The sequence below is a fragment of the Gemmata obscuriglobus genome, assembly GCF_008065095.1.
Classification (GTDB): domain Bacteria; phylum Planctomycetota; class Planctomycetia; order Gemmatales; family Gemmataceae; genus Gemmata; species Gemmata obscuriglobus.
This window is the reverse complement of sequence record NZ_CP042911.1, coordinates 2,078,450-2,100,561: the sequence shown is the minus strand read 5'-3', so window position 1 is coordinate 2,100,561 and position 22,112 is coordinate 2,078,450. Positions and strand designations below refer to the sequence as shown.

Annotated in this window: 14 protein-coding genes; 10 read left to right on the top strand and 4 right to left on the bottom strand. The window is 64.1% G+C overall.

What is annotated here, in order from left to right; translation table 11 throughout:
- Positions 1–22 precede the first annotated feature (22 nt).
- The 7 genes from drmD (at position 23) to GobsT_RS08805 (ending at position 16,608) form a co-directional block, all read left to right on the top strand.
- The gene (gene drmD, locus GobsT_RS08835; RefSeq protein WP_029600689.1) at positions 23–3,205 is read left to right on the top strand and encodes a DISARM system SNF2-like helicase DrmD; all 3,183 of its coding nucleotides are present in this window, start codon (positions 23–25) and stop codon (positions 3,203–3,205) included.
- Positions 3,206–3,208: 3 nt separating this feature from the next.
- The gene (locus GobsT_RS08830) at positions 3,209–7,720 is read left to right on the top strand and encodes an Eco57I restriction-modification methylase domain-containing protein (protein ID WP_010035265.1); all 4,512 of its coding nucleotides are present in this window, start codon (positions 3,209–3,211) and stop codon (positions 7,718–7,720) included.
- On the top strand, positions 7,717–9,732 hold the full coding sequence (locus GobsT_RS08825; protein ID WP_109571188.1) for a hypothetical protein: 2,016 nt from the start codon (positions 7,717–7,719) through the stop codon (positions 9,730–9,732). The genes GobsT_RS08830 and GobsT_RS08825 overlap by 4 nt, the downstream gene beginning before the upstream one ends.
- Positions 9,733–9,809: 77 nt before the next feature.
- Entirely contained in the window at positions 9,810–13,427 is a 3,618-nt protein-coding gene (gene drmA, locus GobsT_RS08820; protein ID WP_063744563.1) for a DISARM system helicase DrmA, read from the top strand.
- A complete protein-coding gene (drmB, locus tag GobsT_RS08815) occupies positions 13,424–15,331 on the top strand; it encodes a DUF1998 domain-containing protein (protein ID WP_010035268.1) in 1,908 nt (635 codons plus the stop codon). The genes drmA and drmB overlap by 4 nt, the downstream gene beginning before the upstream one ends.
- A gap of 5 nt (positions 15,332–15,336) precedes the next feature.
- Positions 15,337–16,140, top strand: coding sequence for a DISARM system phospholipase D-like protein DrmC (drmC, locus tag GobsT_RS08810; protein ID WP_162542169.1), 804 nt, complete (start codon positions 15,337–15,339; stop codon positions 16,138–16,140).
- Between the two features lie 138 nt (positions 16,141–16,278).
- A complete protein-coding gene (locus tag GobsT_RS08805; RefSeq protein ID WP_148087661.1) occupies positions 16,279–16,608 on the top strand; it encodes a hypothetical protein in 330 nt (109 codons plus the stop codon).
- A gap of 165 nt (positions 16,609–16,773) precedes the next feature.
- Here the strand turns inward: GobsT_RS08805 and GobsT_RS08800 are convergent, their stop codons facing one another.
- The 3 genes from GobsT_RS08800 to GobsT_RS08790 form a co-directional block, all read right to left on the bottom strand.
- A complete protein-coding gene (locus GobsT_RS08800) occupies positions 16,774–17,862 on the bottom strand; it encodes a leucine-rich repeat domain-containing protein (RefSeq protein WP_010052654.1) in 1,089 nt (362 codons plus the stop codon).
- A 198-nt stretch (positions 17,863–18,060) separates the two neighbouring features.
- The gene (locus tag GobsT_RS08795; RefSeq protein ID WP_010052656.1) at positions 18,061–18,384 is read right to left on the bottom strand and encodes a hypothetical protein; all 324 of its coding nucleotides are present in this window, start codon (positions 18,382–18,384) and stop codon (positions 18,061–18,063) included.
- A gap of 88 nt (positions 18,385–18,472) precedes the next feature.
- Positions 18,473–18,664 (bottom strand): hypothetical protein, encoded by a 192-nt coding sequence (locus GobsT_RS08790; protein WP_109571191.1) that lies wholly within the window; start codon positions 18,662–18,664, stop codon positions 18,473–18,475.
- Positions 18,665–18,821: 157 nt separating this feature from the next.
- On the opposite strand from GobsT_RS08790, the gene GobsT_RS08785 reads away from it, so the two are divergent.
- The 3 genes from GobsT_RS08785 (at position 18,822) to GobsT_RS08775 (ending at position 20,657) form a co-directional block, all read left to right on the top strand.
- Positions 18,822–19,196 carry a helix-turn-helix domain-containing protein gene (locus tag GobsT_RS08785; RefSeq protein ID WP_109571192.1) on the top strand — a complete coding sequence of 125 codons (375 nt, stop codon included), beginning with the start codon at positions 18,822–18,824 and terminating at the stop codon, positions 19,194–19,196.
- 166 nt (positions 19,197–19,362) lie between these two features.
- On the top strand, positions 19,363–19,686 hold the full coding sequence (locus GobsT_RS08780) for a DUF6900 domain-containing protein (protein ID WP_010046622.1): 324 nt from the start codon (positions 19,363–19,365) through the stop codon (positions 19,684–19,686).
- Positions 19,687–19,814: 128 nt separating this feature from the next.
- Positions 19,815–20,657, top strand: a complete 843-nt coding sequence (locus tag GobsT_RS08775) for an adenine nucleotide alpha hydrolase family protein (RefSeq protein WP_010046619.1) — start codon at positions 19,815–19,817, stop codon at positions 20,655–20,657.
- Positions 20,658–20,696: 39 nt separating this feature from the next.
- On the opposite strand, the gene GobsT_RS08770 is transcribed toward GobsT_RS08775, so the two are convergent.
- The gene (locus tag GobsT_RS08770; RefSeq protein WP_010046617.1) at positions 20,697–22,058 is read right to left on the bottom strand and encodes a hypothetical protein; all 1,362 of its coding nucleotides are present in this window, start codon (positions 22,056–22,058) and stop codon (positions 20,697–20,699) included.
- Between the last annotated feature and the right edge of the window lie 54 nt (positions 22,059–22,112).

Genomic DNA, 22,112 nt, shown 5'->3' with positions numbered 1-22,112 from the left:
CGAACCGGAAGGCACGACCGAGATGACGCCCATAACCTCTCGACACCCCGAACAGGGCCAGATGGTCAGCGTCCGGTCCCGCAACTGGATGGTCACGGACGTATCCGCCAGCACCCTGCCGTCCGAACGACTGCACGCCGGGTTGGACTCGCCGCAGCACCTCGTTACCCTGTCGTCGGTCGAGGACGACGGCCTGGGCGAAGAACTGAACGTCGTTTGGGAACTTGAGCCGGGGGCCAGGGTGGTCGAGAAGGTCGCCCTGCCCGATCCCACTGGGTTCGATCCGCCCGAACAACTCGACGCCTTCCTTGATGCCGTCCGTTGGGGCGCTTCCTCGTCGGCGGACGTGCGCACGATTCAGGCCCCGTTCCGTAGTGGCATCGACATCGAGGACTACCAACTCGACCCGGTGGTGCGGGCCATCCAGATGCCACGGGTTAACCTGCTGGTGGCCGACGACGTGGGCCTCGGCAAGACCATTGAGGCGGGCATGGTGGCGCTCGAACTCATTATCCGCCACCGGACTCGGAAAATCCTGATCGTCTGCCCGGCCCCGCTTCAGGTGCAGTGGCAAGAGCAGATGCGGGACAAGTTCGGTCTCGACTTCCGCATCGTCAACTCGGCGCTCGTGGGGCAACTGCGCCGCAGCCGGGGCATCCACGTCAACCCGTGGAACCACTTCCCCCGACTCATCACCAGCATCGACTTCCTCAAGCGGGAGCGCCCGCTGCGGCGGTTCCGGGAACTGCTGCCGGGGCCGGACGATCCAATCTACCCCCGCCGGTTCGACCTGCTCATCGTGGACGAGGCCCACAACTGCGCCCCGTCCGGCGTGGGGCGGTACGCCACGGACTCGCAGCGGACGCAAGCGCTCCGGCAACTCGTGCCGCACTTTGAACACAAGCTGTTCCTCACCGCCACGCCGCACAACGGCTACCCGGAGAGCTTTTCGGCGCTGCTCGAACTGCTCGACAACCAGCGGTTCGCCCGCAGCACGCCGCCCGACCGCAAGCAACTCAACGCCGTCATGGTCCGGCGCATGAAGTCGGAACTGCCGCCGAAGTGGGACGGCTCGCCCCGGTTCCCGAAGCGGGTGCTGGACCCCATCGAAGTGCCATACACCGACGACGAGCGAGCCGTTCACACGGCCCTCCGGCGGTACGCCGATCTCCGGGTCGAGCGTGCCCAGGACAGCACCGAAAAGCTGGCGACGGAGTTCGTTCTCAAGACGTTGAAGAAGCGCCTCTTCTCCAGTCCGGCGGCGTTTCTGAAGACCCTTGAGCAGCACGAGCAATCGCTCCGGCAAGCCAGGCGGGGCAAGGCCGTCCGCAAGTCGTCCGTCAACGTCCTGAAGCAAGAACTCGACCGGGCGGACGAGGACTACGCCGACGACGGCGAGTACGACGAGGCGATGACCGACGCCCTGGACGCCGCTTCACTGCTGTTCACCGAGCCGTCCACGGAAGAACTGGCCCTGCTCCGGCAGATGCGGACCTGGGCGGAAACGGCGACGGCCCAACTCGACTCGAAGGTAAACCGGCTGATCGAGTGGTTGAATACCCACCTTCGTCCCAACAAGAAGTGGAGCGCCGAACGGGTCATCATCTTCACCGAGTACCGGGCCACCCAGAACTGGCTCTTGGAAATCCTCGCCCAGCGGGGGTTCACGGGCGGCGAGCGGCTGATGACGATGTACGGCGGCATGGACTCGGAGGAGCGGGAGGAGGTCAAAGCCGCCTTCCAGTCGGCCCCGGACATCAGCCCGGTGCGGCTCCTGCTCGCCACGGATGCGGCGGCTGAAGGGCTGAACCTTCAGAACCACTGCTACCGACTGATCCACTACGAAATCCCGTGGAACCCCAACCGGCTGGAACAGCGCAACGGGCGGATCGACCGTCACGGGCAAAAGGGTTTTCTCGCCGACAGCGGCGAGCGCCAGGTGTTCGTGTACCACTTCGTCGGGCAGGGGTACAAGAAGCGCCAGCACTCGGCGTTCGCAGCGAAGGCGGCGGACCTCGACGCCGACTTGGAATTCCTGATGCGGGTGGCGCAGAAGGTCGAGACGATCAGGGAAGACCTCGGCAGTTACGGGACGGTGCTGGCCGATGACGTTGAACAGGCGATGCTCGGTCGGGGGTATTCGATGCCGGGTGTAGTCCGGGCCGACGCCAAATCCGAACCCGTGCGGAAGATGCTCAAGTTCGAGAGGGACTTGGCGAAGCAAATCAACGACCTGCTCGAACAGTACCGGGAGACACAGCGAGAACTGCGGCTGTCGCCGGAGAACATCCGCAAGGTGGTCGAGGTCGGGCTGGCCCTTGCCGAGCAACCGGCCCTGATTCCGGTACCGCATTCGTCCGGCAAGCCGGTCTTCACGCTCCCGGCGCTCAAGCACAGTTGGGCGGCGTGCGCCGAGGGGTTGGAGCACCCCCACACGAAGGAAATCCGCCCGATCACGTTCGACCATTCCGCCGCTGACGGACGGGACGACATCGTGCTGGCCCACCTCAACCACCGACTCGTGCAGATGAGCTTGCGGCTGCTGCGGGCGGAGGTCTGGTCCGTGAAGGGGCGCAAGCGGCTCCACCGTATCACCGCCCGGCTCGTGCCGAACCACGTCCTCAACACGCCCGCCGTCGTCGCCCACGCCCGCCTGGTCGTCATCGGCGGCGACAGCCACCGCTTGCACGAGGAGATCATCACGGCGGGAGGGCAGATCAAGGAAGGGCGATTCTCCCGGTTGAACGTCGGCGACATCGAAAAGTTGCTCGCTGCCGTCACCGGCGACGAGCCTTACGAACCGATGCAAAGGCACCTGCTCGAACTGTGGGACAAACTCGCCCCCGGACTCTCCCAGTCGCTTGAAGTTCGGATGCGGGACCGCACCGCCGGTCTCCAGAAGAAACTCGGTGAGCGGGGAGAAAAAGAGGCCGAGGACATCCGGGCGATCATGCTCGAACTCAAGAAGGCCATCGACACCGAACTCGCAGAGCAAGCGAACCACCAGCCCGGCCTGTTCGATGACCTCCTCGAACAAGACCAGTTCGACCGGAACAAGGACTTCCTGCGAGCGAGGTCGAAGGCGATCCCCGCCGAGATCGAGCGGGAGGCGGCGGCGGTCCAAGCCCGCTACGCCGACCCGCAACCCCGCATGTTCCCCGTGGCGGTGACGTTCCTCGTCCCGGAAAAGATGAGGAAGGGGTAAGCCGTGTCCATCACCCGTCACCACAATGACTGGCTGCGCCTCGTCCCGAACTCGGGACCGTTCTTGAGTTTGCCGGTGCTGGCGCAGGCGTTCCCGCAAGGCGTTGACGCTCACGACCCCGAACACGCCCGGCGGCTGCGGCAGGCGTTCGATGAGTGGGACCACGACGCCACCCTCCACCGCCAGTGGGTCCGGTTCGTGCTGGGCGAGACTCTGGGCTTCGAGGAACGGCTCGCCGAGGGGCAAGCGATCCCGCAGTCGCTCAAGAGCGAGGAGGCGCAGTACGGAGAGACGTTGCGCCCCGACTGGATTGTGACAGACCCGGCCACACAGAAGGTCCGACTGTTGGTGCAGGTGTACCCCCGGTCGCAGTCGCTCACGAAGCCCGTTGTGGCGTCCCGGTGGAAGACATCGCCCGACACCCGGATGACGCAACTGCTGAACGACACCGGCATCCGGCTCGGCTTCGTCACCAACGGCCTCGACTGGATGCTGGTGAACGCCCCGAAGAACGAGCCGACCGGTTACGCCACCTGGCGGGCCGACCTCTGGCTAGAGGAGCCGATCACGCTGCGGGCCTTCCGCACCCTGCTTTCGGCGGATCGCTTCTTCAGCGTGCCGGACAAGGACACGCTCGACCTCAAGGACGGCCTGCTCGACCAGAGCCAGAAGGACCAGCAAGAAGTCACGGACCAACTCGGCTATCAGGTTCGCAAGGCGGTCGAGGTGCTGATCCAGGCGCTCGACAAGGCCGACCAGGACCACGGGCGGAAGCTTCTCGCCGACGTTGACGAAAAGGCTCTCTACGAGTCGGCCCTCACGGTGATGATGCGGTTGGTGTTCCTGTTCTGCGCCGAGGAGCGGGAACTGCTGCTGCTCGGCGACGAACTGTACGACAAGAACTACGCCGTCAGTACGCTGCGGGAACAACTGCGGCTCACGGCGGACGAGCACGGCGAAGAAATCCTCGGCCTGCGGTTCGACGCCTGGATTCGGTTGCTCACCACCTTCCGGGCGGTGTACGCTGGCGTGAAGCACGACCGGCTGAAACTCCCCGCCTACGGCGGCAGTCTGTTCAACCCCGACCGCTTCCCCTTCCTCGAAGGCCGCAAGTCGGGCACGACGTGGAAGACCGCTGAAGCCACGCCGCTGCCAGTGAGCAACCGCACGGTGCTGCACCTGCTCGAAGCGCTGCAGGTGCTCCAAACAAAGGTCGGCAAGACGACCGAAGCCCGGTCGCTCAGTTTCCGGTCGCTCGACATCGAGCAGATCGGCCACGTTTACGAAGGTCTGCTCGACCACACCGCCCGGCGTGCCGCCGAGCCGATGCTGGGGCTGGCGGGGACACGGGATCAGGAGCCGGAACTCGCCCTGGCCGAACTGGAGAAGCTCGCCGCCAAAGGGGAGAAGGAACTGCTCACGTTCCTCAAGGACGAAACGGGGCGGTCGGAATCGGCACTGAAGAAGGCGCTCACTGTTGAACTGGACGACCAACTCGCCGGTCGCTTCCGCAGCGCCTGTCAGGACTCGGAGTTGTGGAAGCGGGTAAAGCCGCTCGCCGGGCTGGTGCGCCTCGACACGCTCGGCTACCCAGTCGTCGTGACCACGGGCAGCGTGTTCGTCACGGCGGGCACAGACCGGCGCAGCACCGGCACTCACTACACCCCGAAGACCCTCACCGAACCCATCGTTCAGTACACCCTCGAACCGCTCATTTACGACGGCCCTTCTGATGGCAAGCCGAAGGAAGAATGGAAGCTGAGATCAGCCCGTGACATCCTCGGCATGAAGGTGTGCGATATCGCCTGCGGGTCCGGGGCGTTCTTGGTCGAAGCGTGTCGGTACTTGGCGGCTCGGCTCCAAGAGGCGTGGCAAGAACTCGAACGCCAGCAGCCGAGCCAGGTGCGGTTGACCCCGGAAGGCTTGCCGTCACAGGGGGCGGTGAACGAAGAACTGATCCCCGCCGATCCCGACGAGCGGGAAGCCTACGCCCGGCGGCTCGTTGCCCAGCGGTGCATCTATGGCGTCGATAAGAACCCGCTCGCCGTCGAGATCGCCAAGCTCTCGCTGTGGTTGCTCACGCTGGCGAAGGACAAGCCGTTCGAGTTCCTCGACCATGCGATCCGGCACGGCGATTCGCTCGTCGGCATCCACGACCTCGACCAACTGCGGAACCTCACTCTGTCCGGCAAGCGGGAGGAAGGGAACCTCTTCCTCTCCAGCCTGGACGATGCAGCGACGCAGGCGATTGCCCTGCGAAATAAGCTCGAAAACCGCCACGCCACGTCAATCGAAGCGATCAACGAGCAGGAGGCGTACTTCAACGAATCCGTGGCGCTCACGAAGCGGCTGAAGCTGGTTGCTGACGTGTTGATTGGGAAGGCATTCGATGTTGGGGACGGCGAGTTAATTTCGGCGGCGATTAGCTTCCAGCAGGGAAAAGACCACGATCTCGCCGTCACCGCATGTGCGGCGAACAAGGGACGCACGCCGTTTCACTGGCCGCTGGAGTTCCCCGAAGTTTTCATTACCAAAGGGGGCTTCGATGCCTGCATCGGAAACCCACCGTTCATGGGCGGGCAGAAGATCACCGGCTTCCTCGGAACTCTCTACCGAGAGTATCTGGTTCACCATCTCGCCAAAGGAAAGCGGGGTAGCGCCGACCTGTGCGCCTACTTCTTCTTGCGTGCGGCGCAGTTGGTGCGACCGGGCGCAGGGTTCGGCCTGATCGCCAGCAACACCATTGCTCAAGGGGATACCAGAGAGGTCGCCTTCGATCTGCTGCTGGCGGCGAACTTCATCGTCAACCGGGCGCATTCGAGCCGCCCGTGGCCGGGATTCGCCAGTCTGGAAATTTCAATCGTGTGGGTTCGCAGGGGTGGGTGGAACGGCTTATACGTCCTCGATGAGAAGCCTGCCGAGGGGATTACTGCTTACCTGACACCCCCAAAAACTGTGACAGGTAACCCCTACAGTCTCAAGGCGAACGAGGGCAAGTCGTTCCAGGGTTCTATCGTTCTCGGCATGGGCTTCGTGATGACGCCTGAAGAAGCTCAGGCGCTGATTGCCAAAGACTCCCGAAACCGGAACGTGCTGTTCCCGTACTTGAATGGCGAAGACCTCAATTCCCGTCCTGACCAGTCACCGAGTCGCTGGGTCATCAACTTCTTCGACTGGCCCATCGAGAAGGCGATGGATTACCCCGACTGCTTCAGAATTGTGAAAGAAAAAGTTAAACCGGAACGTGATCGGTTGAAAGACAACACGGATGGCCGTCGCCGAAAGCAGTTTTGGTGGCAGTATGGCCGAGTGCAGCGGGAAATTATCGAAGTAATGTCTGGTCTAGATCGAGTGATGGCGTCCACACGTGTAACGAAATACCTATGCGTCTCAACACTCCCGACCAACTGCGTCTTCTCGGTCGATCTAGCAGTACACTGTGGCGTAGCGACAGCAGCGTATTCTGTTTTGTCGTCGAGCATTTTTGATCTGTGGTCCAGGGAGACGTCTTCGACGCTCGAAACACGGCTCCGGTTCTCGATCTCCGACAGTTTCGAGAGTTTCCCTTTCCCCCCACAAATCCCTGCGCTTCAGGTAGGCGAGAGCTACGAGTTGCATCGAAAAGATGTGATGTCCACTAGGCGAGAAGGGCTGACCAAGACCTACAATCGATTCCACGACTCCGAGGAAACCAACGACGGCATCCAGAAACTCCGACAACTCCACGTCGAGATGGACTGCGCTGTCGTCGCCGCCTACGGCTGGTCCGATCTCGCCCTCGACCACGGCTTCCACGAAACGAAGCAAGGTATCCGGTACACGATCAGCGAACCGGCCCGGCGGGAAATCCTCGCTCGGCTACTGAGATTGAACCACGAGCGATACGCCGATGAAGTGAAGAAAGGGCTGCACGACACGAAAAAGAAGCCGAAAGCGGCCAGCAAGCCGAAGGCGAAGGCTACCGAGCAGAAAGCCACCACCGGGGCCACGCTGTTCGACCCTGACGATGGCACATTCCCCAGCACCGAACGGGACAGTTATCTCTGTGGACTCGTCTGCGATCTGGTCAAAGCAGACTCCGGTCTAAGCGAGTTGGAATACGTCGATGCCCTCGTGATTGCGCTGGGCTATAAGCGACACAAACAGCTTCTCACCGGAAAGGACCGCACCGAGTTTGAGAAGTTGTGTCAGGCCACGCCATTAGCCTCGTGGAGCACCGCAGACAAAATCCCGTGGGGTGAGTTGAAGAACCAGCTTGTCCGGCGGAAAGCCATCGAACAAGGAGGCCAGACCATTCAGGTGGGAACAGCCGTGTCCGAGGCTCGGAAGTCGTACCTCGCTGCCGCACCGGAACTTGTCTCCCTGCTTCGCAAAGCTGCTGCGGAATTGCGTGATCTTCAGACACGGTTCGGCCCTGAGAACACAGGAACGCCCAATGAGATTCCGCCAGAGAAGGCCGAGATTCTCAAGGCGATTGTGAATGACAGATATCAGTGGTATGTGGTGGCGGCATGACCCGGAAATCGGCGAAACCCGGCAAGCGCACTTCGCCCCTGATTTGGGTGAAGCAGGTGACGCTGTATCGGTCGCTTTCGCCGGTTGATGAGATTCGCACGATCCCGTTTGCGCCCGGCTTGAACATCATCCAGGGCAAGTCCGACGACTCGGCCCAAGACTTTGAATCGGGGCACGGCAACGGGAAAACGACGCTTTGCCGGTTGATCCGGTACTGCCTGGGGGAGAAGACCTTCGGTCAGCAGCACGTGGTCGAAGAAGTCCGGCACTGCTTTCCCAAAGGGTACGTCGGCGCTGTGGTCGTCGTGGACGGCGACGAATGGGCGGTCCTGAGAAAGCTCGGCACCGGCGGACGAGATCGGGTCAAGCGTGGGGTTACGCTGGCGAAACTGGCAGCAGCAGCAGCAGACCAACCGTACACCGAGTTCCTGAAGCACGTGCAGGAACTCGTTCTGTCGGGGTTGAAGCACCGGGAGGTGCTGTCCGGCGGACAGGCGGTCCAGTGGTCGCATCTGCTGGCCCTGTGTAGCCGAGATCAGGAGAGCCGCTACGACCGCTTCTGGAACGTGCGCCCCGCCCGCAGCGATTCCGGCGTCACGAAGTTCACCAAAGTCGATGTGTCCCTGTGCGTGCGTGCGATGTTGGGACTGCTCGACATACGAGAACCCCAAATTCTGAAGCGTCAGGCCGAGTTAGACGCCGAACTGGGTGAACTGCGGGACAAGATCAAGTTGAAAGCCGCCGAGCCAGCGTTCCACATCGAGCAGACTCGCAAGCGCCTGCGGGACGAGTGCGAGGTGCCCGGAGCGGACGCTGCGCCGCTGGACAACCGGGTACTCGGCAACATTCGCCAGATGACAGAGGGGCGCATCAGCGATCTGGAGCAGGAGCGTGCCGCTGTCGAGAAGAGGATCGAAGACCTCGACACACAGATCAACGGGGCGACGGCGAGGCTCAACGAGATTCACGAGTTGCAGGAACAGAGCGATAGCGCAAAAGTCGTCACCGCTACGGGCACCGCCGTCCTCGAAGAGTCGGTCAGCCCCGAAAGCCAGCGCCAGACGATCTTGGAGAAGGGCTTCAAATCGTGCCCGACTGGTGAACTGGTCAGTGAGTGCGAGATGGTCAAGAAGAAGTTGGCCGATCTGGAGGGCGAGATCGCAAAGAAGCCGCCGGAAGGTCAGCGGCGGGTGCTCAGGGTGGTTCAGAACCGGGACCAAGTCGAAACGGCGTTGGGCACCGAGGCGAAACGCCAGGAGGACTCACTGGAGCGGATTCGAACGAAGTTGAAGCAACTCAATGAGGCGAAAAACGACCTGTCGGATCGTCGCCGTGACATCAACAACTTGCTGAAGGTCGTTCCCCTCGTCACGAACGATCTGTTGAAGTGGCACCGGGTCGAGAGCGGCGAAGAACCGAACCACGAACTCGCCGCCCTCAGTTCGGACGAGCAAAACAAACAGGCGGAGGTCGAGCGACTGAAGCAGGAGTTGTCAGAGTTGCTGGTCAAGCAAAACGAACGAATGGAGCAGTTTCGACAGCGGTTCCACAGCATCGTCCAGCAGGCGATCACCGGCACTTTCAAAGGCACGGTCGCCGTCGACAAGGAAGAGATCGCCTTTCGGATCAGCCGGGAGCGCTCGCTGGCTGGCGAGGCGTACGAAACGCTTGCCGTGCTCCTGGCCGACCTCGCCATTCTCGTGGAGAGTTCGTCGGGGTCGGTCTGCCACCCCGGACTGCTCATCCACGACAGCCCACGAGAAGCCGACCTCAACGTGCGGCTGTACGAGCGGATGCTGGACACGGCGTTTTCGCTGATGTCGGATGCGGGCACCACGCCCTACCAGTACATCGTGACCACAACGACTCAACCGTCCGAGGCGCTTCGGTCTGCCGACGTGACGAAGGAAGTTCTCAGCGGCGGAGCGGGTTCGCTCTTTCGGAGGCAACTGGAAATCGCTCAGTCCGACTCGGAACAACAGTCCCTCTTCAACGATGAAGAGGGCGCATGAAGCTCTGCAACCTCTCACGACGGTGAACGACGGGTGTTGTTCGCCGTGCGACGACTACAAGCGTTCGAGGTTTTGAGATGAGTTTGCCAGCGTTGCCGAAGCCGCCCTCGCCCCTCCAGTTGCGGGACGAACTGGAAACGATGGTTCTGAAGGAACTCCTCGGCCCCGGCAGCGCCGAGGAGGAGATCACCGAGTCGCCCGGAACTCGGTACTTCGTCGGCGTGCTGGCCCCCCGGAAGCGAACCGCCGAGGTCGCACCCGCTCGACCCGCCCCGCCCCAGACCAACGAGGACGACGACGGTGATACGGACGGGGAAATCCTCGACGGCGACGACCTGGCGCTAGGCGGCAAAGACACGTCGCAGGACGGGCCGACCGACCGGGAAGCCGCCCAGGAGCAGGCCAAGGCCCTGATCCCGTCGTCGTTCGGCATGACCTTCTCGGTTAACCCTGAGGCCAGCGAGATCGATCTGTCCGCCGCCTGGGGGCAGTACCTCCGGGAGAAGAGCGAGTACCTCGTCAGCGAGAAGACTGGCAACCCCCGCTTGGTGTGGAAGCGGTATCCCCGTGGCGGCAAGCACCGGCTGCCGTTGAAGGACGGCCCGCTCCAGCCGGTCGTGGTCGATCACAACTGCCCCGAAGTCGTCGTCCAGGGCCTCGTCCGCAAGCGGACCGACCACTGGTGCGTCACCCTGTTCCTGGTCAACGAGCAGCAGGAGCCGGAGAAGCGGAAGGACGCCGCCTGGGTGTTCCAGCCGGAGTTGATGGCGGAAGGGGTCGGTGGGGCGGCGGTCCTGCACAAGCGGCACACCATCCTCGAACTCACCGGCACGGACCCGGCTGTGAAGGCCGAGAACGAACTGCTGGGGATGCTGTATCGGCGGCACGTCGAGTTCGCCGTGGGCCACGGGATCGGTGTGCATGTGGACGTGTCGCCCGACCCGACACACGCCGTCCGGGTCCGCACCAGGGTCGTGCCGACCTACGAGGTTCCTAAGACTACCCCGCCAACGCCCGCCGACGCCGGGACCAATCCGGCCTTTGCTAAGCTGGAGGGGCTGGTCCTCGACATGAAACTGTTGGCCGAGGCCAGCCCGAAGCAGTACCGCCCGATGCTCAAGCCACTGGTCGAGGCGTACCGGGACTGGATCGAGCGGGAAGATCAGCGAATCGCCGACCCCGCCGAGGGGCTGACGCACTTCCAGCACGCCACCCGCCAAGCGCTCACCCGCTGCCGCACCACCCTCCAGCGGATCGAGGCCGGACTGGACCTGCTCGATAAGGACGATAAGGCGGCGCAGGCGTTCCAGTTCATGAACCGGGCGATGTGGCTCCAGCGGACCCACTCGCAGTTCGCAGAGCGGGTGCGGCGGGGCGACGAGAAGCCCGACATGGGGGCCATCGACATCCCGGTAAACCGCTCGTGGTATCCGTTCCAACTTGCCTTCGTCCTGCTGAACCTGCCCGGTATCACGAAGCTCGACCACCCCGAACGGGGCGAGTCGCCGGACGCCGTCGCCGACCTGCTCTGGTTCCCCACGGGCGGCGGGAAGACAGAAGCGTACCTCGGCCTGACTGCCTACACGCTCGGCCTGCGGCGGCTCCAGGGCGTGATCGAGGGGCGTTCCGGCGAGAATGGCGTTACCGTCTTGATGCGATACACGCTCCGGCTCCTGACACTCCAGCAGTTCCAGCGGGCGGCGGCGCTCATTTGCGCCTGTGAAGACATCCGCCGCACGGCCCTGAGTCACGGCGAAACCCGATGGGGGAGAACGCCGTTCCGCATCGGCCTGTGGGTCGGCGGCAGCACAACGCCGAACTGGACCAGCGATGCGGACGAGGCGGTGAAGTCGGCCCACGGCGGCAAGCCCAAGTCGGGGACGGCGTCCCCACACCAACTCACCAATTGCCCGTGGTGCGGGACGAAGATCGACCCCGGCAAGCACATTAAGGTCGAGAAGTACGCCGAGGGAGCGTGCCGCACGTTGATCTACTGTGGGGCCAAGTTCGGCCAGTGCAAGTTCTCGATGAAGGAAGCGCCGGGCGAGGGGCTGCCGGTGATGGTGGTGGACGAGGAGATTTACCGCCGCTTGCCGTCGCTCCTGATTACCACCGTGGACAAGTTCGCTCAGATGCCGTGGAACGGGTCGGTACAGATGTTGTTCGGACAGGTGGACGGGTACTGCGAGCGGCACGGATTTCGGTCCCCCGGTCTGGCCGAGGCGTCCGAGGAACTGGAGGTCGGCGGCGTCCACCGGGCTAAGGGAAGTATCCCCCAAGCGAGGGTGGTAGCGCAAAACCCGCTGCGCCCGCCCGACCTCATCATCCAGGACGAGTTGCACCTCATCAGTGGGCCGCTCGGTACGCTGGTCGGCCTGTACGAGACGGCCATCGACCGGCTCTGCACCTGGGAAGTGAACGGCAAGAAGGTGCGGCCCAAGGTGGTGGCGTCCACGGCGACCATTCGCCGGGCGAGCGATCAGGTGTACGGACTGTTCCTCCGCAGCCTGAACGTGTTCCCGCCGAGCGGCCTGGAGATCGCCGACAACTTCTTCTCCCTCCAGCGGCAATCGGGGGAGAAGACTCCGGGGCGGAAGTACATCGGCATCTGCGCCCCCGGTCGGCGGCTCAAGGCGGCGCTCATCCGGGTGTACGTCGCCTTCCTGTCTGCCGGGCAGGTGTTGTTCGACAAATACGGTCTGGACGCCGACCCGTGGATGACGCTCGTGGGGTACTTCAACAGTCTGCGGGAACTCGGCGGCATGAAGCGGCTGGTGGACGACGACGTGCGTACCCGGCTCCGCAGAATGCATGACCGGGGGCTGGCGAGCCGTACGCTGTACACCCCTGACACGGTGAAGGAACTGACCTCCCGGCTGGGATCGACGGCGATCCCGGAAACGCTCGACCTGCTGGAGAGCCGGTTCGACCCAGACATTCTGGACGAGATCAAGAAGCGGAAGGGGAGTGCGGAGTTCATCCGCCGCCCCATCGACGTGCTGCTGGCCACCAACATGATCTCGGTCGGCGTGGACGTACCACGCCTCGGCCTGATGGTGGTCGGCGGGCAGCCGAAGACGACTGCGGAGTACATTCAGGCGTCGAGCCGGGTCGGGCGGAAGTTCCCCGGCCTCGTTTGCACGGTGTTCAACTGGGCGAGGCCACGGGACTTGTCCCACTACGAAACGTTCGAGCATTACCACTCGACCTTCTACAAGCACGTCGAGGCCCTGTCGGTCACGCCGTTCTCAGCGGGGGCGACAGCCCGTGGGCTGGCGGCGCTCTTGGTGGCCTTGGTCCGGCAGCGGGGGTTCGAGTTTAACTCGAACGACAAGGCGATGCTGATGGCGACCCAGCGGGGCCACCAGTACGTCGCCGACGCCATTGAGGTCATCACGAGGCGGGCCGAACTGGTCGCCGGGCCGGACACCGCCGAGGAGGTCCGCCAGCAACTCAAGCGGAAGATGGACCTGTGGCAGAAGCGGGCACAGCGGACGGCCCAGGGGAACCAACTCGGCTACGAGACGAAGAAGGACGGGGTGACGGTCGGCCTGCTCCGCAAGCCGAGCATCGAGCCGTGGGACGAGTTCACCTGCCTCAACTCGCTCCGGGACGTGGAGCCGACCGCCAACCTGATCCTCGACACCTTCGGCATGGACGACGAGGGCGAGGACGAGGAGGGAGCCGCCCCATGACCCCGAAGGACCAGAAACGCTTCAAGGTGGGTGAACTGCGCCCCAGCCAGGCGCTCACCACGTTCGGCGTCGGGGCGATCATCGACCTGCCGAACCTGTCGGTCATGGTGATGGGGCTAGAGGACTGGCCGCTCAAGGATACGGTGGAGATCGGGGAGCAGCGGCTCTTGGCGTCGGTCAAGGAAGTGCTGGGGGCGCAGGTAGCCGCATTGCGGTCGGCCCCGGTCGTGCCGGACACGCATCAGGTCAACCAGTTCGACTCGTCGGCCCTGGTCGGCATCCCGGTCGCCCCGTTCCCCCGGTGGATGGTCTGCCCCTATTGTCGTCGGCTGGCACCTCTCGGCGGTGGGCTGTTCAAGCTGGAGACGCCGTACCGTACCGACCAGATTCGGTACGTCCACGCCAACTGTACCAAGCCGGGGAAGCCACCGACCGTGGTTCCCGCCCGCTTCATCGTGGCGTGCAAGAACGGCCACCTGGACGACTTCCCGTGGCGGAATTTCGTCCACGGCGGGCCGACTAAATGCCAAGGCGGGTTGAAGCTGCTCGAACCCTCGGCCACTGGCGAAGCTTCGAGCATCTATGTGCAGTGCGAGGCGGATCACGGATTAGGTTATCGAGATGGGAAGCCCGTTCTACTCTCTCGGCCAATGTCGGATGCCTTCAAGATGGACCTCCAGGCGCTGCCGGTCTGCAAGGCCCGCCGCCCCCACTTGCGGGACCACGACGAGTGCGGCTGCAAGACGCCCATTGGCGTGGAAGTGCGGGCGGAGCCAATGCTCCAGGGGGCATCGAACTCGTGGTTCGGTCTGACGCTCACAGCGCTGGCGATCCCGCAGGCGTCTGGGAAGCTAAAACAGCTTGTCGATGACCACTGGACCATTCTGGAGAAGGTCCAAAGCGAGCAGAACATCGAACTCCTCCAGGCGGTGACGCCGCAGTTGCGTGACCTGGCCGAGTACACGCCCGCCGACATCTGGCAGGCGGTTCAGACCAAGAAGACCGCCGTGCCGGACCAAGGCGGCGACCCGTCCGACCTCAAGACGCCGGAATGGGAGGTCTTCACCGACCCCGGCTCGGCGGAAACGGGGCGGGACTTCCAGTTGCGGGCCGTCCCGCCGCCGAAACGGTACGCCAAGTATTTCGAGAAGGTGGTCCTGGCCGAGCGGCTGCGAGAGGTGCGGGCGCTGGTCGGCTTCTCCCGCATCGAGTCGCCGAGCGACTACGACAACCCGGCAGCGTTCCCACCGAATCAGCGGGCCAGACTCTCCCGCAAAGACCCGGCCTGGGTTCCGGCGTCGGAGATTCGGGGCGAGGGGCTGTTCTTCCACTTCAAGGAGAGCCTGATCCAGACGTGGGTGAAGAAGAACGAGACGCTCGACGGGCGGTTCTTCGAAGCCCATCAGCGGTGGCGGACGGCCCGGAAGCTCGACCCGCCCCAGGACTTTTATCCGGGCCTGCGGTACGTCCTGCTGCACTCGTTTGCCCACGCCCTGATCCGCCAACTGTCCGTCGAATGCGGGTACACCACGGCCTCACTGCGGGAGCGGATTTACTCCCGCAACCCCGGCGAGGAACAGCCGGAGATGGCGGGCGTGCTGATCTACACCGCAGCGCCGGACAGCGAAGGCACGCTCGGCGGGTTGGTATCGCTGGGCAGACCGGAGGCCCTGGAGCGGCACCTGGACCAGGCGCTCGACAACGTGCGGCTGTGCGCCAGCGACCCGCTGTGCGCCGAACACCACCCGTACCGGGACGGGATCACCCTGCACGCCGCCTCGTGCCACGCCTGCCTGTTTGCCCCGGAGACATCATGCGAGCGGGGCAACAAGTACCTCGACCGGGCGGTCCTGGCCCCCACGGTGGAGACGGGCGAGTCGAGCGAGTTGGCATTCTTCCGGTGAAAGCTATGAGCCACGAACACCAGCAGATCGGGGCGGCGGCGGCACGGCTGGCGGGTCGTTTGCCTCACGCACTGATGGTGGGCGTGGCCGACGCCGTGACCCGGTACAGCAGCCTCGACCGAGCGGTGGCCCGGCAAGCGATTCTTCAGTCCGTGCCGACGCCCGACTTCAGGGAGGCGACCGCCGAATTCATCGACGTTTGGCATTCGACGGCGGGTTGCGTCGGAGGCGAGGCGGTCGCCGTGGCCATAGTCACGGCAGCGAAGTGCGAACACAACCACCGGCATGAGGAGACGGTCGAGGTCGTTTGGACCGGCCCGGAACCCGCCGAGGCCCGGTTCCGCCAGACGGAGCAGGCCATCCTGGAAGTGGTGAACTCGGCGACGAGCCGCCTGACTATCGTGAGCTATGCTGTCTACCGGATTCCACGCATCCGTGAGGCGCTCGTCGCTGCGGCCCGCCGTGGCGTTGCCATCTGCTTGATCGTGGAGACGCCGAACCGGGTCGAGGGCCAGGGGGAGTACGACTGCGTGCGAGCGCTGGGCGGGAGCGTTGCATCGTCCTGCTCGGTATACTACTGGCCCCAGGAAAAGCGGGGCCGGGACGACAACGGCAAGATCGGCATCCTGCACGTCAAATGTGCAGTCGCCGACGGACACCGAATGTTCCTGTCGAGTGCCAACTTCACCGAGTACGCCTTCACCATCAACATGGAGTTGGGCCTGCTCGTGACGGGAGGAGGGCTACCGGGACAAGTGGAGCGACATTTCGACCGACTTCTGGCCGACGGCACACTAACGAGAGTATGAGTAGGAGCGCCGTGGCGAGGCGGGGGCGGTATTCACTGGGTGGCAACCGCTGAAGGCGGGTTTCGCTTGTTCGGCACGAAAGTGCCGAAGGTGAGTTGCGCCAGTGGGCTTGCGGTGAGAAAGATGAGCGGAGAAACCATGACCGAGCCGACGATGCGTGAACCCGAACAAATCCGCCAGGACGCCGCCCGAAAGCTTGTGGCTGTGGAAGTCAGCGATCACTTCCGGGCGGTCCTCGGCTGCCTCCTAAACAAAGACTGGACGACGCCACGGCTGGTCGAGATGGTCATCACCCCGGACGGTCATCTGCTCGGCCGTTGCGATGGCGAGGCGTCCTTCAAAGCGTTTCTCGGCGCATCCGAAGACCTGTTGCGGAACATCCACGGTGTCGCCCCGGTCGCCGAACTCGACGGCGACGAGATCGGGTACTTGGTGGGCAAGGTCGCCGAACTCAAACGGCAGCGGTAGCGACGCCGCTACCCGACTGATCCGGCGGTCCAGTGGCGGCAGTTGCTCCGTCGGGAACTCGGTTCAGTCCGCCGCCCGGCGTGGCGTGTTGACTCGCCCAGCCATTCGGATCGAACCACTCGTGTTCCAGGCGAGTGACTCCATAAGCGGACGGCCCGCCCGGCGCTACTCCTTCCAGCCGATGTCGCACCTCGGCAGCGCCTTCCTCAACTCGGCAACGCCGGCACCGGTCACCTTCGTTCGGTAGAGGTCGAGCGCCAGGAGCGTTTTGAGGTGGGCGATGTCCTTCAGCCCCTCGTCCGTCACGGCGGCATCGGAAAGACGCAGGATTGCGAGTCTCGGGAGCGTGGAGAGGTGCTTCAACCCGCCGCCCGTCACCATCGTGCCGGTGAGTTCCAAGATTCTCAGCCGTTCGAGCGGGGCGAGTTCCTTCACCCCGGTGCCCGTGACGCCCGTCCCGTTCAGGTACAGGGACTCCAGCCGCTTCAGCGGGGCGAGGTGCTTCAGCCCGGCGTCCCCTACTTTGGTCCTGCTCAGGCTGAGGAACTTTAACGTGGGCTGTGAGGCCAGTTCCTTCAGGCCGTTGCTCGTCACCTTCGTGTCCGACAGGTCGAGGCCGGTGATTTCTTCGAACAGGCCCAAGTCCTTCAGCCCCTCGTCCGTGAGGGCGGTGCCGGAGAGGTCCAGGCCCGACACGCTCATGATCCTGATCTCCCGCAGCCCGCCGTCCGTTATCTTGGTCCCACGGAGGCTGAGGGAGCGCATTTTGGTCAGGGTCAGGTGCCCCAGTCCGGCGTTCGTCACCCCGGTGTGGGAAAGGTCGAGGGCCACCAACGTTCGGAGCCGGGCGACCTCCTTCAGACCGGCGTCTGTGACCTGGGTGGAAGAGAGGTTGAGGTCGGTCAGCACGGCGAGCGGGGCGAGTTCCGTTGGCCCGGCGTCCGTGATCTTCGTGCCGCCGAGGTTGAGGGCCGTCAACTTGGTGAGCGGGGCGAGGTGCTTCAGGCCGGCGTCTGTGACCGGGGTGGACGAGAGGTCGAGATCGGTCAGGCCGGTGAGCGGGGCGAGCGCCTTCAGGTCGGCGTCGGTGACCGTTTTGCCCCGGAGCATCACATGGGTCACCACGCCTTTGGGGTCACGTTTAACCTTGCCGCCCCACTTCTCGATGGCCTTGACCGCTGCGCCCTCGCCGTCGTCGGCACGGGCAACGGGAGCGAGCAGCACGAGCAGCACGGTGGCGACCGTTCGATGCATGGCGTTTCCTCTGTGCGGTGAGCGAACAGGGCCGAGGCGGGCAACACGCCCTCGAGCGATGACCGACGGAACGAGCAGGCGTCGGTGCCCGTGCGTTCCCTTCGACTACACTACCGCCCGCAGGCCACCCGTCGTGCGTGAACCCGACGCCGGCGCACCCGTAGCCGGTAAGTCGGTGACGCCAAGCGGCCCAGCGACTTACCGGAACCAGAAGTAGCCGACCGGTAAGGCGATGGCGGTCAGCACGGCGGCCACCGTGTACCGGGCCACGATGCGATATCCCAGCGCACCGGCCGCCGGTACGATTAGCCAGAACGCCCCCCGGTACTCGTCCCCCAGCGGCGACCGGTACCAAAGCAGGCACGCCGGCGCACCGAAGAGAACGGCACTCACCACGAAGCGGAACATGGCCACATTGTCTTCGTCTTCTTCTCGGGCCTCCGCCCGCCGGTCGTCCCGGCAAAACGGACAGACCCGTGCCCCGTAGGGGATGTCCATGCGGCAGGTCGAACACGTCGTCATCGTCACCCTCCCCACTTTCGTACCCGTGTTGCCTCTCTGATCCGGTAGCGCTTGCTTGGGGCCGAGCGCCGCTCAAGCGATTCGGCTCTTACCCCCGACCGAGGGCATCCAGGTCACGGTTAACTAGGGCGACCTGGATGCGGGCGTTGACGATGGCAGCGTCCACCCAGCCGGGCTTGGGCGCTCCGGTGACCTGCTCGTAGTTGGTCATGTAGTCCAGGTCGGATTGCAGGCTCCTCAGCTTCCGATTCAGCCACCACGCCTTGAGCTTGCGAAGCATCACTCGTCCCCTTGCCCGTCGTGCCCGTCCGTCCACCGGCCGCACACGACAGGAGCGCCACGGCAACCGCTTCAAAAGCGTAGCACCACTTTTCAATTGGTCAACCACCACTAATGTGCGCTCCCCTCGGACGGGCAAACGGGCCAAGTTATCCCGGATGCCACCCGACAAGAAGGCCCAGAAGGGCCGGATCACCCACGCCGCCATCGTCCGCCGGTTCGCCGACCGCCTCAAAGAGCGGCGGACGGCGCTGGGGCTGACACAGGCCGAGGTCGCCGAGCGTGCGGACGTGACGGTTAACTACGTCGGGCGTTTAGAGGCGGCCGGGGCCGCACCGGGCATCGACCTGCTGGACCGGCTGGCTCAGGCGCTGGGCACGACGGCCGCCGAACTGCTACCGACCGACCCGCCCCCGGACCCGGACGAGGTGCTGAGGGCCGAGGCCCGGCGCCTGTTCGAGGCGCTCGTCGGATCGGCCGACCGGAACACGCTGCAACTGCTCGTGCCCCTCCTGGCCCGGTTGGGCGGGTGACCCCTTCCTGTTCCCCACCAGCGGCCGAACACATTCAGATGTGGCGGATCGGAGCCGGTTTCTGGCGGGTCCGAAGGTCGGTTTCTCGCAACCGTGCTGGCACTCGGGCGGCGGACCGAGGTAGTACGAAGTGCCTCGTCCGGGGAAAAAACGTGGAGGGGAAGAGATGGCCGAGTGCTACTTTTGCGGGGTTCGGGCCGACACCGCTCCGGCGTGGGTAACGGAATTCTACCGAGCCGGTGGCGAGTGCGTGCGGGAGCCGACCTGCCCTACCTGCGCTGCCGTCCTGCTAACGAAGGACGAGAACGGGGCGTTCGTGCTGGCGGGTGCTGACCCCGTGAAAGAGGCGGTGCGGCGGGTGGCGGAACAGGCTTTCAAGTGGCCCCTCGAGGCCCGGAAGTCGGATCGACTGGACTTCCACGAGGTAGCGTGTTGGGAGATCGAGAGGGCGCTGACCGCCGCTTACCGGGCGGGACGGGCGGCACGCTGAAACGCCGAGTGACAACCGCAGTAGTCCCCCGCCCGTCACGATGGCCCGTTTTCCGACAAATGGAAATCGCCGCCAAAACGGCCCAGTGTCAGGGCGTGCAGAACGGGTGCGGCCCCCATAGATAGGGGGTGAACGAGTACCACATCCTGAACCTCGGCGCTGGCGTGCAGTCCACCGCCCTCTACCTGCTCTCACGGGAACCCGACGCCAAATTTCGCTTCGACCTGGCGGTGTTCGCCGACACCGGGGAGGAGCCGACCGCCGTGTATCGCCACCTCGACTACCTGCGGGCGCTGGGGGCACCCGACATCTGGGTGCGGGCGGCGGGCAAACTCGGCGACGACCTCGTGAACGGGCGGAACTCCACCGGCCAGCGGTTCGCCTCGATCCCGGCGTTCACCAAAGGGCCGGATGGCAAAGTCGGTATAGTTCGGCGGCAGTGTACGAAGGAGTACAAGATCGACGTGTGCGAACGGGCGATCCGGCGGGAACTCTTGGGACTGAAACCCCGGCAGCGCATCCCGAAGGGCGTGATCCTGCACCAGTACTTCGGCATCAGCACCGACGAGGCGGCGAGGGCCGAGCGAGCGAAGAAGCGGTTCGAGGGCGTCAAGCACACGGTCCCGCACTGGCCGCTGATCGAGATGGGCTGGAGCCGCAAGGACTGCCTGGCCTACCTAAAGGACAAGTTGCCCCACGAAGTCCCGAAGTCGTCGTGCGTGTTCTGCCCCTACCGCACGAACCAGGCGTGGTTAACCCTGAAGCAGACCGATTCCGACGGTTGGAAACGGGCGGTGGAGGTGGACCGGGCGCTGCGGGACAAGGGCAGCGTCGTGACCCGTGGGTTCCGGCAGGAGTTGTTCGTCCACCGGAGTTGCGTGCCGCTGGACGTGATCGACTTCACCAAGTTATGGCCCAACACCATCGACCCGCTGACCACCGGTGAGTGCCAGGGCATGTGCGGCCTGTGAGCGTGTACGGCCACGAGCGACATCAAGCAGGGGGAACGCCTATCGGCCCGGCGATCTTGTCTGTACGGAAGCGCCAGGGGGCAAGGAAAGGTCGCTGGCCGCCCGGCACCGCAGCAAAGGGCGCACACCCAACTTGGCGAACTCGTCCTGCACCGTTCGGCGGACGAGGCCGATGTGGTCGGGTGTCGTCCAGATGCCGTCGTGGAGCGTCAGCAAAGGGACGGCGGGGTGATCGGCGCTTAACTTCCGGCAGCAGGTGCCGATCACGAAGTCCGCCTCGAGTTGCTGCATCTTGTGCGGGGCGTCCCTCGGGTCACTCTTCTTGATGGCGGTCAGGACGGCGTGGGCGGTCGGGAACTCTTTGCGGAACACGTTGGCGATCGGGTTGCGGTACACCCTTTTGGCGTAGAAGACGTGCTGGAAGAACGAGTCCTTGAACTGGCTTCTTTTGGCCCAGGTGAGGCGTGCCTTGCGCATCAGATGCTCGTAAAAGTCGCCCCGCTCCACCAGGCCCAGGTACTCGGCAAGGTCAGGAGGCAAAGACCGTCGAATGTTGCCATGATGAATTCCCGCATCATAAAGAGAGAGGAGAGGGGGAGGAGATAGAATTGATTTGGAATTAACATTAGTAATTCTACCTGAGTTGTTCCTACACTCTTCCACGTCCTGTTGGCACTGAGAACTTGCCTCCTGAGACGACCGCCATTTCACCATTGCCAACAGCCCGAAGAAGAGCGGCTGGCTGTTGGCAATGTCCATTTCGACAAGGGGACTGCCGCCCACCGACAAAAACCGCCGCAGCCCCGACCACAGGTTCGTGAAGTTCGTGTGGATGCGGCCGAACCGGTCCCTCGTGAACCACAAGTCCCGTTCCGCCAACATGTCGACGGTTAACGTCTTCTGCCGGACCCATTCTGCGGCCCCGCCGTGTGCCCGAACGTAGTCTCTGGCTCCGTCGGCGTCGATGGTCAACCCCTTCAGCCACGAGTAGAGCGCCAGTTCGGTGGGGCAGTCGGCCTTCGGCCCGGTGCGGCCGAGGTGCTTGCCCATGCGCCGGAGGAGAAACTTGTCGGTGATGGGGAACCGCCGGAACATGGAGTTCTGGAACCGTGGGCCGATCTTGAACTCGAAGGACTTCTGGCCGACCACGAAACTGCGTTTGACGGAAATCACCCCTTCGGAGGCCAGGCAGTCACGGATCGCCTCGCAGTGGTCGACGCCAACAACGTTGCGCAGGTACTTGGCCTGGAGGGTGACCCACTCGTCGGCCCTGTGCCGCTTGTCCAGTCGCCGGAACTCGATCTGGTGGACGAGGACACGGGCGGCGTCGGACTGGCGGCGCAGGGCAGCCGGGAGGAAGTTGAGCGGGTCGAAGTCGTGTGGGTTCCAGACATATTTCATTGCGACCACTCCAAGAAAGCGAATGGCGCAAACTACTCTATGCTTGGCGACGAT

Bases quoted from the DNA above. Each gene is read 5' to 3' on its own strand.
- drmD (WP_029600689.1), top strand. From the start codon at position 23: ATGACGCCCATAACCTCTCGACACCCCGAACAGGGCCAGATGGTCAGC.
- GobsT_RS08825 (WP_109571188.1), top strand. From the start codon at position 7,717: ATGACCCGGAAATCGGCGAAACCCGGCAAGCGCACTTCGCCCCTGATT.
- drmA (WP_063744563.1), top strand. From the start codon at position 9,810: ATGAGTTTGCCAGCGTTGCCGAAGCCGCCCTCGCCCCTCCAGTTGCGG.
- drmB (WP_010035268.1), top strand. From the start codon at position 13,424: ATGACCCCGAAGGACCAGAAACGCTTCAAGGTGGGTGAACTGCGCCCC.
- drmC (WP_162542169.1), top strand. From the start codon at position 15,337: ATGAGCCACGAACACCAGCAGATCGGGGCGGCGGCGGCACGGCTGGCG.
- GobsT_RS08805 (WP_148087661.1), top strand. From the start codon at position 16,279: ATGACCGAGCCGACGATGCGTGAACCCGAACAAATCCGCCAGGACGCC.
- GobsT_RS08800 (WP_010052654.1), bottom strand. From the start codon at position 17,862: ATGCATCGAACGGTCGCCACCGTGCTGCTCGTGCTGCTCGCTCCCGTT.
- GobsT_RS08795 (WP_010052656.1), bottom strand. From the start codon at position 18,384: ATGACGACGTGTTCGACCTGCCGCATGGACATCCCCTACGGGGCACGG.
- GobsT_RS08790 (WP_109571191.1), bottom strand. From the start codon at position 18,664: ATGCTTCGCAAGCTCAAGGCGTGGTGGCTGAATCGGAAGCTGAGGAGC.
- GobsT_RS08785 (WP_109571192.1), top strand. From the start codon at position 18,822: ATGCCACCCGACAAGAAGGCCCAGAAGGGCCGGATCACCCACGCCGCC.
- GobsT_RS08780 (WP_010046622.1), top strand. From the start codon at position 19,363: ATGGCCGAGTGCTACTTTTGCGGGGTTCGGGCCGACACCGCTCCGGCG.
- GobsT_RS08770 (WP_010046617.1), bottom strand. From the start codon at position 22,058: ATGAAATATGTCTGGAACCCACACGACTTCGACCCGCTCAACTTCCTC.